Consider the following 12,922-nt stretch of genomic DNA (forward strand, 5'->3'; position numbering starts at 1 on the left):
TGTGCCCGATGTACCCCACGTACCCGAGGAACCCCGTGAATCTGCTGCTGCTCTCCAACTCCACCCAGTACGGCTGCGGTTACCTGGAACACGCCCTGGACACCGTCACCGCGTTCCTCCCCGCGAACGCGCGACTCGCCTTCGTCCCGTACGCGCTCGCCGATCACACCGCGTACACCACCCGGGTCCGCGAGGCCCTGGAGCCGTCCGGCATCACTGTGCGGGGCGTCCACGAGAACCCCGACCCGGTCGCCGAACTCACCGCCTCCGAAGCCGTGTTCATCGGCGGCGGCAACTCCTTCCGGCTGCTCGCCGCCCTCTACCGCACCGGTCTGCGCGAGGCCGTGCGCGACGCGGTACGGGGCGGGCTGCCCTACATGGGTGCGAGCGCCGGGACCAACATGGCCGCCCCGACCCTGCGCACGTCCAACGACATGCCCATCGTGCAGCCGCCCTCCTTCGAGACGCTGGGCCTGGTCCCCTTCCAGATCAACCCGCACTATCTGGACCCGGACCCGGCCAGCACCCACAAGGGCGAGACCCGTGAGGAGCGGCTCACCGAGTTCCTGGAGGAGAACGACGTACCCGTGCTCGGGCTGCGCGAGGGCTCCTGGCTCCGCGTCGACGGGGAGCGGGCCCACGTCCAGGGCGCCCGCCCCGCCCGGCTGTTCTCCCGCGCGGCCGAGCCTCAGGAGCTCCTGCCGGGGTCGGAGGTGTCCCGGCTGCTCACGACGGTGCCGCGGTTCGATACTCCGGTGCGCTGACCACGCCCGGCCCCGGACCGGGCGGCTCGCGCGGTCTGCGCGTCCCGCGCGTCGTCCGCGCTGCTCGCCAGGAGCACCGGGTGGGCGGAGGGCCGCTGCGAGGGCAGGAAAGCCGCCAGGACCAGGCCGATCAGCACCGCCCCCGTGGCGATCAGGAACGAGATCCGGAAGCCCTCCATGGACGGCACCTGGACCGAGCCCATCGTCACGGAGGTGTTGGCCAGCACCATGCCGATGACGGCGCTCGACACCGAGGTGCCGATGGACCGCATCAGGGTGTTGAGGCCGTTGGCCGCGCCGGTCTCCGACGGGTCGACGGCCCCGATGATCAAAGCGGGCAGCGAGGAGTACGCGAGGCCGATGCCGGCGCCGAGCACCACCGCGATCAGCACGGTCTGCCAGGCGGCGGAGAGCAGCCCGAGGCCGGCCCCGTAACCGACCGCGATGACCAGCATGCCGAGCATCAGCGTGGCCTTGGGGCCGCGGCGGGCCGAGATCCGGGCGTAGAGCGGGGCGACGAACATCATCGTCACGCCGAGCGGGGCCACGCAGAGCCCGGCGACCACCATGGACTGGCCGAGGCCGTACCCGGTGGACGTGGGCAGCTGGAGCAGTTGCGGCAGGACCAGGGAGACCGCGTAGAAGGCGACCCCGACCATGATCGAGGCGAGGTTGGTGAGGAGGACCTCGCGGCGGGCGGTGGTGCGCAGATCGACGAGCGGCGCCGGGGTGCGGAGTTCGAACAGGCCCCACAGCACCAGCGTGGCGACGGACGCGGCGAGCAGCCCGAGGGTCGGGGCCGAGGTCCAGCCCCAGTCGCTGCCCTTGGTGACCGGCAGGAGGAGCAGGACCAGGCCGAGCGAGAGCCCGAGGGCGCCGATCACGTCGAAGGTACCGGGCGCGCGCAGGGGCGGCTCGGGGACGAGCGCGTACGTGAGCGCCATCGCGAGTAGTCCGAGCCCGGCCGAGCCGAGGAACAGCGCGTGCCAGTCGGCGTACTGGGCGACCAGGGCGGCGGCGGGCAGCGCGAGCCCGCCGCCCACCCCGATCGAGGAGCTCATCAGGGCCATCGCCGAGCCGAGCCTCTCGCGCGGCAGCTCGTCGCGCATGATGCCGATGCCGAGCGGGATGGCGCCCATGGCGAAGCCCTGGAGCGCGCGACCGGTGATCATCACGATCAGATCGCCGGTGGAGGCGCAGATCAGCGAGCCGACGACCATGACGGCGAGGGAGGCGAGCAGCATCCGCCGCTTGCCGTAGAGGTCGCCGAGCCGCCCCGTGATCGGGGTCGATACGGCGCCCGCGAGCAGGGTGGCGGTCATCACCCAGGTGGCGTTGGCCGGGTCGGTGTCCAGGAGGACCGGCAGGTCCTTGATGACCGGGACGAGCAGGGTCTGCATGACCGCGACGGTGATGCCGGCGAAGGCGAGGACGGGCACGATGGGCCCGGAGCGCGCTCCGCGCGGCTCGGACAGCTCCCCGGTGCGCCGTATCTGTTTGGTCCGCATCGGTTTCGTCCGTCGCATACGTGGGGCCTCCGGGCAGCGTCGACCACCCGGGCTCCCCCCAAGTGTGTGCATGGTGAACACTTCCCGGCCGTGCCCTATTCCGGCCCGGATCCACCGGTCTCCTGACCTTCCGTCAGATTGAAACGTGTTCTACTCTTGCGCCGTCCCAACGGCCCCCGACCGGCGAGGACTCGCATGGGCATCGGCACAGGCACAGGCACACGCATCGGCACCGGCATCGGGATCACCGACGAGCACCGCGCGCTGGCCCACTCCGTGCGGGGATGGCTGGCCCGTGCCGCACCACCCGGCGAGGTGCGCAGAATCCTTGAAGCGGGGAGCCCGGCCGCCCCCGGCGTACGCCCGGCCCACTGGGCGGGGCTCGCCGCGCAGGGGCTCACCGGCATCCATCTGCCCGAGGCGTACGGAGGTGGCGGCGGGGGCCTCCTCGACCTCGCCGTCGTCCTGGAGGAGGCCGCGTACGCCTCGCTGCCCGGCCCCTACCTCGCGACCGTGCTCACCTCCACCGTGCTGCGCCACGCGGTGGCCGCCGGGGCCGAGGAGCTGGGCGGACCCCTGCGGGAGCTCGCCGCGGGGGACCGCACCGCGGCCCTCGCCCTCGCGCCCGGCACCCTCACCGCCATCCCCGCCGAGGGCGGCCACCGGCTCGACGGCACCGCCCCGCCCGTCCTGACCGCCGAGGCGGCCGACCTGCTCCTGCTGCCCGCCGCCACGCCCGACGGCGAGCGCTGGTTCCTCGTCGACGCCGGGGCCGAGGGGATCGCCGTGCGCCCGCACCGCAGCGTCGACCCGACCCGGCCCACCGCCGAGGTGCGCGCCGACGCCGTCCCCGTACCGGCCCACCACGTACTGCCCCTGGACTCCGCGCTCGTCCGCGACCTGGCCGCCGTCCTCCTCGCCGCCGACGCCTGCGGGAGTGCCGCCCGGAGCCTGGACACCGCCGTCGGACACGCCACCGTACGCGAGCAGTTCGGGCGACCCATCGGGGCGTTCCAGGCGGTCAAGCACCTCTGCGCCGACATGCTCGTCCGCCTCGAACAGGCCCGCGCCCTCACCTGGGACGCGGCCCGCGCCGCCGACGAATGCGCCCGCGCCGCCGACGAGGCCGCCCGCGCCGCCGACGAATGTGCCGGTGCCGCCGACGAGGCCGCCCGGTCAGCGACCGGCCAGGCCGGGGCTGCGGGTTCCGGCGGCGGCGCACCCACCCGATGCGACGGCACGGGGCCCGGGGCGCGGCGGCTCACCGCCGCGCTCGCCGCCGCCACCGCGCCCGAGGCCGCGTACACCTGCGCCAAGGACACCATCCAGATCCTCGGCGGCATCGGCTTCACCTGGGAGCACGACGCCCACCTCCAGCTGCGCCGGGCCGTCCTCGCCCGTCAGCTCCTCGGCGCCGCCGACCCGCACCGGCTGCGCGCCGCCCGCCTCGCCGAGGCCGGAGCCCGCCGCGAACTCGCCCTGGAACTGCCCGCCGAGGCCGCCGGCAACCGCGTCGAGGCCCGCCCCCACCTCGCCGCCGCCCGGGGCCTGGCACCGGCCGAAGCCCGCCGCGCCCTCGCCGCCACCGGCTACGCCGCCCCGCACCTCCCCGCCCCGTACGGACTGGACGCCGGCCCCGTACAGCAACTGGCGATCCAGCAGGAGTCGAGGGAACAGGGCATCCGCCTCAGCGACCTGTCCATCGCCACCTGGGTGGTGCCGTCCCTCATCGCGTACGGAACCGAGGAACAGCGCAAGCGCTATCTGCCGGCCACCCTGCGCGGCGACCTCCAGTGGTGCCAGCTCTTCTCGGAACCCGAAGCCGGATCCGACCTCGCCGCGCTGCGCACCCGCGCGGTGCGGACCGACGAGGGGTGGCGGATCACCGGGCAGAAGGTCTGGACGAGCGCCGCCCGCACCGCCGACCACGGCATCCTGCTGGCCCGCACCGACCCGGACGCCCCCAAGCACCGCGGCCTCACCTACTTCCTCATCGACATGAAGAACGCCGAAGGCATCGACATCCGCCCGCTCAAGGAGATCACCGGCGAGGCACTCTTCAACGAGGTGTACTTCGACGACGTCCTGCTGCCCGCCGACGCCGTCGTCGGCGAGGTCGGCGGCGGCTGGCGGGTCGCCCGCGACACCCTGGGCAACGAACGCGTCCACATGGCCGATCAGATGACCTTCGACAGCGGACTCGAATCCCTGATCGCGAGTTCGGCCGGGCTGGACGGGGCCACCCGCACCCGGATCGGCGCGCTCGCCGCCGAGGCCCACGCGCTCGCCTGCGTCCGACTGCGCACCACGCTCCAGCAGGTCTCCGGCCGCGAACCGGGCGCCGGGGCCTCGGTCCGCAAACTCGTCCAGACCCTCCACCAGCAGAAGGTCGCCGAACTCACCCTCGAACTCCTCGGCCCGGACGGGGCGGTGGACGAACCGGCGGCGGGCGAGCGGGCCCTCCACGGCTTCCTGATGTCCCGCTGCCTGACCATCGCGGGCGGCACCACCCAGATCCAGCTCAACGTCGTCGCCGAACGGATCCTCGGCCTCCCCCGGGACTGACCGCACACGACGTCCCCCGGGACCGACCGCACACAACGGGGCCCCCGGGACCGACCGCACCGGACAAGAAGGAGTCGCACCATGAAGGCCTACATCGTCGGCGTCGGCATGACGAGGTTCGAGAAGCCCGAGACCCGCGACTGGCAGTACTGGGACATGGTCCGCGAGGCGGGCACCGCCGCCCTCGACGACGCGGGCGTCCGCTACGACCAGGTCGAACAGGTCCCCGTCGGCTACTGCTTCCAGGCCTCCACCGCCGGACAGCGGGCCGTCTACGAACTGGGGCTGACCGGTGTCCCCGTCTACAACGTCAACAACAACTGCGCCACCGGCTCCACCGCCCTGATGCTGGCCCGGCAGTTCGTCGAGGGCGGCGGCAGCGACTGCGTCCTCGCCGTCGGCTTCGAGAAGATGGCCCGCGGCTCGCTGGGCAGCGGCGCGGACGGCGGCGGCGACTTCGCGACCTCGCCGGTCGCCCGGCACTACGCGATCATGGCCGCCGCCCACGGCTTCGAGACGTCCCCGCCCACCGCCCAGATCTTCGGCAACGCGGCCCGCGAGCACATGGAGCGGTACGGGACGACGCCCGCGCAGCTCGCGGCGGTCGGGGCCAAGAACCACCGGCACTCGGTGAACAACCCGTACGCCCAGTTCCAGGACCCGTACATGGTCGAGGAGATCCTCGCCGCCCGCACCGTCCACCGCCCCCTCACCAGACTCCAGTGCTCGCCCACCTCCGACGGGGCGGCGGCGGCCGTCGTCGTCTCCGAGCGGTTCGTCGAACGGCACGGTCTCGGGGAGCGGGCGGTGGAGATCGCGGCCCAGGCCATGGCCACCGACACCGAGGCCTCCTTCGCCTCCGGCAGCTGCATCGACGCGGTCGGAGCCCCGATGTCCCGGGCCGCCGCCCAGCAGGTCTACACGGCCTCCGGCCTCGGCCCGGACGATCTCGACGTCATCGAGCTGCACGACTGCTTCTCCGTCAACGAACTCCTCACCTACGAGGCGCTGGGCCTGTGCGGCGAGGGGGAGTCCGGCAAGCTCGTCGAGTCCGGGGCGACCACCTACGGCGGGCGGTGGGTGGTGAACCCGTCCGGCGGGCTGATCTCCAAGGGCCACCCGCTGGGCGCCACCGGCATCGCCCAGGCCGCCGAGCTGACCTGGCAACTGCGCGGCGAGGCCGGCGCCCGCCAGGTGCCAGGAGCGCGGACCGCCCTCGCCCACAACATCGGCCTCGGCGGAGCGGCGGTGGTCACGCTGCTGCGGCGCGGTTAAAACCGGGCCCCGGTGCGGGGGCATCGATCCCCCGGCGCCGCGCCACGGTGAGCGTCGGCTCTCGCGTCCGCGCGTCGGTTCGCGCGTCCGCGCGTTGGCTCTCGCGTCCGTGCGTCGGCTCACCCGTCCGCGCGTCAGCTCTCCCGCCCGGAGGCTCCGCCCGTCTCGCCCCCCTCACCGTCCCGGTCGTCCTCGGTCGTCGCCCTGCGGGCCGAGGCCGCGCGACGCAGATGGCGGTGGCGGGCGGGCGGCTGGTTGCTCAGCTCCTCACCGACCATGACCCGCACCGCGTCGCGCATACCGTGCAGGCCCTCGCTGCGCTTGGGCCCGCCGGCCGGATCGGTGCGCAGCTCCCGCAGCAGGGACCAGCACAGGAAGAGCATCACCACGACGAAGGGCAGGGCCACCAGGATCGTCGCGCTCTGGAGGGACTCCAGGCCGCCGGCGACCAACAGGGCCGCCGCGACCGCCGCCATGAGGAGGCCCCAGGTGACGACGAGCCAGCGTCGCGGGTGCAGGGCTCCCTTGCTGGTCAGCGAACCCATGACCAGGGAGGCGGAGTCCGCGCTGGTGACGAAGTACATCATGATCAGGATCATCGCGGCCCAAGCCGTCACCGTGCTGACCGGCAGGGCGTCGAGCATCGCGAACAGGGTCGCCTCCGTCCCCTCCTTCGCCCTCTCGGCCATGTCGACGACGCCTGTCTCGGCGAGGCGGATACCGGTCCCGCCGAGCACCACGAACCACAGGGCGGTCGCCCCGCTCGGTACGAGCAGCACGGCGAGGAGGAACTCGCGGATCGTGCGGCCCTTGGAGATGCGCGCGATGAAGGTACCGACGAAGGGCGCCCAGGACAGCCACCAGGCCCAGTAGAAGATCGTCCAGGTGCCCAGCCAGCTCTGACCGCCGAAGGCACCGGTGCGCGAGGCCATGGGGAGGAGGTGGTTCAGATAGCCGCCGACCGAGGACGGCAGCACATCCAGGAGGTAGACGGTCGGACCCGCGACGAAGACGAAGACCATGAGGGCCGCGGCGATGACGAGGTTGATCGAGCTGAGCCATTTCACCCCGCCGTGCAGACCGGTGAAGGCGGAGACCACGAAAGCCGCGCCGAGCACGGCGATGACCACCAGCTCGACGCCCTTGCTCTGCTCGAGGCCCGCCGTCAGATCGAGCCCGATGGCGATCTGCAGAGCGCCGAGTCCCAGGCTCGTCGCCGTGCCGAAGACCGTCGCGAAGACGGCGAGCAGATCCAGGAGCTTGCCGAGGACGCCGTTCGCCCTGCGTTCGCCGATGAGGGGCACGAACACGGCGCTCAACCGGTTGCCCCGGCCCTTGCGGAAGCTCGCGTAGCCCAGCGCCAGGCCCACGATCCCGTAGATGGCCCACGGAGTGAGGGTCCAGTGGAAGAAGGAGTACTCCATGGCCGCGCTCGCGGCGCCCGTCGTCTGCGGCTCGGCCCCGCTGGAGGGCGGCGGGCTCAGATAGTGCGCGACGGGCTCCCCGACGCCGTAGAAGATCAGCCCGATGCCCATGCCGGCGCTGAACATCATCGCGATCCACGGGAAGTTCGAGAACTCCGGCGGGGAGTCGTCCCGGCTGAGCCGGATCCGGCCGAAGCGGCTGAAGGCGATGATGAGGCACAGCACCAGGAAGACGTCGGCGGCGATGACGAAGAGCCATGCGAAGTTGTCGAGCACCCAGGGGAGGGCAGCGTCCGACGCGCTCTGGAAGGTGTCCTTGCCGAGGGCCGCCCACAGGACGATCCCGACGACGCCCAGCACCCCGATCGTCACCACCACCCGGTCCGGCGAGGAGTCCGTCCCGGGACCCGCACCGGAATCCGCGGGGCCGGAGGGTGACCGGCCGGGGGACACGTCAGCGTTCTCCGTACTCATAACCCACCACTATGAGGGCTGTATGCGGTGATACGGGGGATATGGGGGATGTGCCCGCGCCGACGATCGGTGTCCGGCGGTCGGCGGTCCGGGGGACGGCTGCCGATACCTGATGTACGGGCCATCTGCCGCCTGCGACCATGACGTTCATGCCTGACGTCTCCGCGCCCGCCGCCGCCCCGTCGACCACCTCCCGAATACCACCCAGGACCTGGGCCGTCGTGCTCGCCGCCTGCACCGGCCAGTTCCTCGTCGTCCTCGACGTCTCCGTGGTCAACGTGGCCCTGCCCTCCATGCGGGCCGACCTCGGGCTGAGCCCGGGGGGCCTCCAGTGGGTCGTCAACGCCTACTCGATCGCGTTCGCCGGGTTCATGCTCCTGGGCGGGCGGGCCGCCGACATCTACGGGCGCAAGCTGATGTTCCTCGTCGGGCTCGGCGTCTTCACCGCCGCCTCGCTCGCGGGCGGCCTCGCCCAGGAGGGCTGGCAGCTGCTCGCCGCCCGGGCCGCACAGGGCCTCGGGGCCGCCGTCCTGGCCCCCGCCACTCTCACCATCCTCACCGCGGCGGTGCCCGAAGGGCCGGCCCGGACGAAGGCGATCGGTACGTGGATGGCGGTCGGCGCCGGCGGCGGCGCGGCCGGCGGGCTCATCGGCGGGGTCCTCACCGACGCCCTCTCCTGGCGCTGGGTCCTCCTGGTCAACGTGCCCATCGGCGGACTCGTCCTGATCGCCGCCGCCCTGCGGATCACCGAGGGCCGCGCGGGCGACCGCCGCCGCATCGACTTCCTGGGCGCGGTCCTCGTCACCGCGGGCCTCGCCGCCGTCGCGTACGGCATCGTCCAGACCGAGGTCGAGGGCTGGACGGCCGCCGCCTCCCTCGTGCCGCTGCTCTCCGGGGTCGGGCTGCTGGCCGCCTTCGTGCTGGTCGAGGTGCGGACCGCGGTGCCGCTGATCCCGCTGCGCGTGTTCTCCGTACGGGCGGTGTCCTCGGCCAACGTGTCGATGCTGCTCATGGGATCGGCCACCTTCTCCATGTGGTACTTCATGACCGTGTACGCCCAGAACGTCCTGGGTTACACGCCGTTGCAGGCCGGTCTCGCGCTGATGCCGACCTCGGCCGCCGTCATCATCGGCTCCAAGCTGGCCCCCCGGCTCATGGCGCGCGCCGGGGCGAAGAGCCTCGCCGTGGCCGGGGTCCTCATCACCGCCGCGGGCTTCGGCTGGCAGTCCACGATGGGCGTGGAGGGCTCCTACCTCACCGCGATCTGTCTGCCCGGCGTCCTGATGATGGCCGGAGCCGGCCTCGCCTCCACCCCGCTCGCCACCCTCGCCATCTCCGGCGCGGAGCCGGAGGACGCCGGACTCGTCTCCGGCCTGGTCAACACCTCCCGCACCATGGGCGGCGCGCTGGGCCTCTCGGTGCTCTCCACGGTCGCCGCCGCGCGCACCGGGGGTTCCGGCGAGGCGGCCGAGGTCACCGCCGGATACGCGCTGGCCTTCCGCACCGCGACCGGGGTCCTGCTGGCCGGGGTGATCGTGATGCTGATCTGGCTGCCGAACCATCGCAGGCCCCGCCCGCCGGGGGACTTTCCGGTCGAGGCCCCGCGCGCGGGGTGACACCGGGCGCCACGACATCGATCCGGCGCCATCTCACCGACCTGACGCGGTGTCAGCAGTCTTCCCAACTGCCGTGGCCTGCGTTATACATGGGCCACCGGCTAGAACGCGTTCTAGAACGGCGTGCTCTGCCGGTCACCGCACGACCTCGGTGCGGCCGGCGGTGCGGACGGCCGCGCCGAGGTCTTCGCGCCACCAAGCATTGCCCAGGACCACCAGGATCACCCAGGACCATCAAGGAGCTGCTCCGTCATGCCCATTGATGCCCGGGCGGCACTCGCCGCCGAACCCCGCCGAGCCGAGATCGGCTGGGACCACAAGGACGTCCAGCTCTACCACCTCGGTCTCGGCGCGGGCAGCCCCGCCACCGACCCCGACGAGCTGCGCTACACCCTGGAGTCCCGGCTCCAGGTGCTGCCGAGCTTCGCCACCGTCGCGGGCGCGGGCACGGCCGCCTTCGGCGGTATGGGGGCGCAGGGGATCGACGTGGACCTCGCCGCGGTCCTGCACGGCGGACAGGCGTTGCGCGTCCACCGTCCGATCCCGGTGACCGGCAACGCCGTGCAGACCTCGAAGGTCGCGGCGGTGTACGACAAGGGCAAGGCCGCCGTCATCGTGCTGCGTACCGAGGCGAGCGACGGCGACGGTCCGCTGTGGACCAACGACGCCCAGATCTTCGTACGGGGCGAGGGCGGCTTCGGCGGCGAACGCGGCCCCTCCGACCGCCTCGCCCCGCCGGAGCGGACCCCCGACCGCACGGTGGAGCGGGCCGTCCGCGAGGACCAGGCGCTGCTCTACCGCCTCTCGGGGGACTGGAACCCGCTCCACGCCGACCCGGCCTTCGCGAAGCTGGCCGGCTTCGACCGGCCGATCCTGCACGGGCTGTGCACGTACGGCATGACGCTGAAGGCCGTCGCCGACACCCTGCTGGACGGTGACGTCTCCCGGATCACCGCCTACCGCACCCGTTTCACCGGCGTGGTCTTCCCCGGCGAGACCCTCCGGATCCGGATGTGGACCGGGGACGGCCGCGTCCAGGTGACGGTCGCCGCCGCCGAACGGGACGACGCGCCGGTCCTCGCCGACACGGTCGTCGAACACGCCTGAGCAACACGCCTGAACAACACGCCTGAGCGATACGCCTCAGCAACACGCCTGAGCACAGCAGAACCCTGATGTAGATGACGATGTGAGGGGAGCCGTACCCATGCGCGCAGCCGTACTGCACGAGACGGGCCAGGAGAAGCTCGAAGTCCTCGACGACGTCGAGGCGGTGGGCTTTGGCCCGGGAAAGGTCAAGCTCCGCATCCGCGCCACCGGCCTCTGTCACTCGGACGTCTCCGCGATGAGCGGCGTCCTCCCGCAGCCGGCCCCCTTCATCCCCGGCCACGAGGGCGCGGGCGAGGTCATCGACGTAGGCGACGGGGTGACCGGGCTGAGCGCCGGCGACCGGGTCCTCGTCTGCTGGCTGCCCGCCTGCGGGGAGTGCCCGTCCTGCAAACGCGGCCAGACCCAGCTGTGCCTCGCCGGTTTCATGAACGCGAGCACCCCGAACTTCAGGCGCCCCGGCGGCGACGTCTTCGGCTTCGCGGGCACCGGCACCTTCACCGAGGAGGTCGTCGTCGGCGCGGGCTCCGCGGTGCCGATCCCCGACGACGTGCCGTTCGAGATCGCCGCCCTGATCGGCTGCGGAGTCACCACCGGACTCGGCGCGGCGATCAACACGGCGAAGGTGGAGGCAGGTTCGTCGGTCGCGGTGATCGGCTGCGGCGGCGTCGGCATCTCCACGATCCAGGGCGCGCGCGTCCAGGGCGCGGCCCAGATCATCGCCGTCGACCCGGTCGCCTCCCGCCGCGAGGCCGCCCTCCGCTTCGGCGCGACGGAGGCCGTCGCCCCCGACGGGCTGGCCGACGCCAAGCAGCGGATCACCGGCGGCGAGGGCTTCGACTACGTCTTCGAGGTCGTCGGCAAGTCCGCCACCGCCCGCACCGCCTACGAGAACACCCGCCGCGGCGGCACCCTGTGCGTCGTCGGGGCCGGGGCCATGGACGACAACTTCCAGGTCAACATGTTCGAGCTGTTCTTCGACGAGAAGCGCATCCTGCCCTCCATGTACGGCGGCGGGGACGTCCTGCGCTCCTTCGACCGGGCCATCGCGCTCTGGCGGGCGGGCCGCATCGATCTGGAGTCCATGATCACCCACCGGGTCCGGCTGGACGGGGTCAACGACGCCCTGGACCAGATGCGCACGGGCGAGTCGCTGCGTACCTGCATCGAACTCTGAACCCGGCGGCCGGCCAACGACGTTGAGGAATCCCATGTCACTTCCCCTTCCGCTGGACGGACTGTCCGCGATCGTCACCGGCGCGGGCCGCGGCCTCGGCCGGGCCGAAGCCCTCGAACTGGCCCGCCTCGGCGCGGCCGTCGTCGTCAACGACTACGGGCAGCCCGGGCGCGACGGCTCCGGTGCGGCGTCCGCCGCCCCCGCCGAGGAGGTCGCCGCCGAGATCCGCGCGGCCGGCGGACGGGCCGTCGCCCACCTCGGCGACGTCTCCGACCACGAACAGGCCGGCGCACTGGTCGACGTGGCGACCACCACCTACGGCAGGCTCGACATCCTGGTCAACAACGCGGGCATCCTGCGCGACCGGATGATCTTCTCGATGACCGAGGAGGAATGGGACTCGGTGATCCGCGTCCACCTCAAGGGTCACTTCAACACCACGCACTTCGCCGCCGCCCACTGGCGCGCCCGCTCCAAGGAGACCGGCGGGCCGGTCTACGGGCGGATCGTCAACACCTCCTCGGAGGCGTTCCTCGCGGGCTCGGCCGGCCAGCCCAACTACGCGGCAGCCAAGGGCGGCATCGTCGGCCTCACCACCTCCACCGCGCTCGCCCTCGCCAAGTACGGCGTCACCGCCAACGCCATCTGCCCGCGCGCCCGTACCCGGATGACCGAGGACGTGTTCGCGGGCTTCCAGGAACCGGCGGACGGCGCCCTCGACCCCCTGGCACCCGAGCACGTGTCCCCGCTCGTCGGCTATCTCGCCTCACCGGCGGCGGCCGGGGTCAACGGGCAACTGCTCGTCGTGCACGGAGGGATGGTCGCCGTCGTCGAACGACCCCGGGTGGCCGCCCGGTTCGACGCGGTGAAGGAGACCTTCACCTTCGCGGAGCTGGACGGTCTGCTCACCCCGTACTACGCGGACCGGCCCCCGAACGAGACCTTCGCCGCCGCCGAAGTCCTCGGACTGAAGCGGCGGTAGCGAGGGAGAGTCGCAGACGGGAGGGCCCGG

The 12,922-nt window shown here is 72.6% G+C and carries 9 protein-coding genes; 7 read left to right on the forward strand and 2 right to left on the reverse strand.

Annotation, left to right across the window (positions count from 1 at the left end; all coding sequences use genetic code 11):
* The first annotated feature begins 35 nt into the window (after positions 1–35).
* Positions 36–764 carry a dipeptidase PepE gene (gene pepE / locus N7925_RS26640; protein ID WP_274345387.1) on the forward strand — a complete coding sequence of 243 codons (729 nt, stop codon included), beginning with the start codon at positions 36–38 and terminating at the stop codon, positions 762–764.
* Here pepE and N7925_RS26645 read toward each other — a convergent pair.
* A complete protein-coding gene (locus N7925_RS26645) occupies positions 689–2,272 on the reverse strand; it encodes an MFS transporter (protein ID WP_274345388.1) in 1,584 nt (527 codons plus the stop codon). The genes pepE and N7925_RS26645 overlap by 76 nt on opposite strands.
* Positions 2,273–2,467: 195 nt before the next feature.
* Between N7925_RS26645 and N7925_RS26650 the strand changes: the two genes are divergently transcribed.
* A complete protein-coding gene (locus tag N7925_RS26650; protein WP_274345389.1) occupies positions 2,468–4,837 on the forward strand; it encodes an acyl-CoA dehydrogenase in 2,370 nt (789 codons plus the stop codon).
* Positions 4,838–4,918: 81 nt separating this feature from the next.
* Entirely contained in the window at positions 4,919–6,112 is a 1,194-nt protein-coding gene (locus N7925_RS26655) for a lipid-transfer protein (protein ID WP_331618138.1), read from the forward strand.
* A 134-nt stretch (positions 6,113–6,246) separates the two neighbouring features.
* On the opposite strand, the gene N7925_RS26660 is transcribed toward N7925_RS26655, so the two are convergent.
* A complete protein-coding gene (locus tag N7925_RS26660) occupies positions 6,247–8,010 on the reverse strand; it encodes a BCCT family transporter (RefSeq protein WP_274345390.1) in 1,764 nt (587 codons plus the stop codon).
* A 140-nt stretch (positions 8,011–8,150) separates the two neighbouring features.
* On the opposite strand from N7925_RS26660, the gene N7925_RS26665 reads away from it, so the two are divergent.
* The 4 genes from N7925_RS26665 (at position 8,151) to N7925_RS26680 (ending at position 12,892) form a co-directional block, all read left to right on the forward strand.
* Positions 8,151–9,626: an MFS transporter gene (locus tag N7925_RS26665; protein ID WP_274345391.1), complete on the forward strand. Its 1,476-nt coding sequence runs from the start codon at positions 8,151–8,153 to the stop codon at positions 9,624–9,626.
* A 252-nt stretch (positions 9,627–9,878) separates the two neighbouring features.
* The gene (locus N7925_RS26670; protein ID WP_274345392.1) at positions 9,879–10,733 is read left to right on the forward strand and encodes a MaoC/PaaZ C-terminal domain-containing protein; all 855 of its coding nucleotides are present in this window, start codon (positions 9,879–9,881) and stop codon (positions 10,731–10,733) included.
* A 100-nt stretch (positions 10,734–10,833) separates the two neighbouring features.
* Positions 10,834–11,910, forward strand: coding sequence for a Zn-dependent alcohol dehydrogenase (locus tag N7925_RS26675; protein ID WP_274345393.1), 1,077 nt, complete (start codon positions 10,834–10,836; stop codon positions 11,908–11,910).
* Positions 11,911–11,944: 34 nt separating this feature from the next.
* The gene (locus N7925_RS26680) at positions 11,945–12,892 is read left to right on the forward strand and encodes a 3-oxoacyl-ACP reductase (RefSeq protein WP_265601953.1); all 948 of its coding nucleotides are present in this window, start codon (positions 11,945–11,947) and stop codon (positions 12,890–12,892) included.
* Positions 12,893–12,922 lie beyond the last annotated feature (30 nt).

Source organism: Streptomyces sp. CA-278952 (assembly GCF_028747205.1).
Taxonomy (GTDB): domain Bacteria; phylum Actinomycetota; class Actinomycetes; order Streptomycetales; family Streptomycetaceae; genus Streptomyces.

Coding starts and splice junctions, on each gene's coding strand:
- N7925_RS26645 (WP_274345388.1), bottom strand. CDS start 2,272: ATGCGGACCAAACAGATACGGCGCACCGGGGAGCTGTCCGAGCCGCGC.
- N7925_RS26650 (WP_274345389.1), top strand. CDS start 2,468: ATGGGCATCGGCACAGGCACAGGCACACGCATCGGCACCGGCATCGGG.
- N7925_RS26655 (WP_331618138.1), top strand. CDS start 4,919: ATGAAGGCCTACATCGTCGGCGTCGGCATGACGAGGTTCGAGAAGCCC.
- N7925_RS26660 (WP_274345390.1), bottom strand. CDS start 8,010: ATGAGTACGGAGAACGCTGACGTGTCCCCCGGCCGGTCACCCTCCGGC.
- N7925_RS26665 (WP_274345391.1), top strand. CDS start 8,151: ATGACGTTCATGCCTGACGTCTCCGCGCCCGCCGCCGCCCCGTCGACC.
- N7925_RS26670 (WP_274345392.1), top strand. CDS start 9,879: ATGCCCATTGATGCCCGGGCGGCACTCGCCGCCGAACCCCGCCGAGCC.
- N7925_RS26675 (WP_274345393.1), top strand. CDS start 10,834: ATGCGCGCAGCCGTACTGCACGAGACGGGCCAGGAGAAGCTCGAAGTC.
- N7925_RS26680 (WP_265601953.1), top strand. CDS start 11,945: ATGTCACTTCCCCTTCCGCTGGACGGACTGTCCGCGATCGTCACCGGC.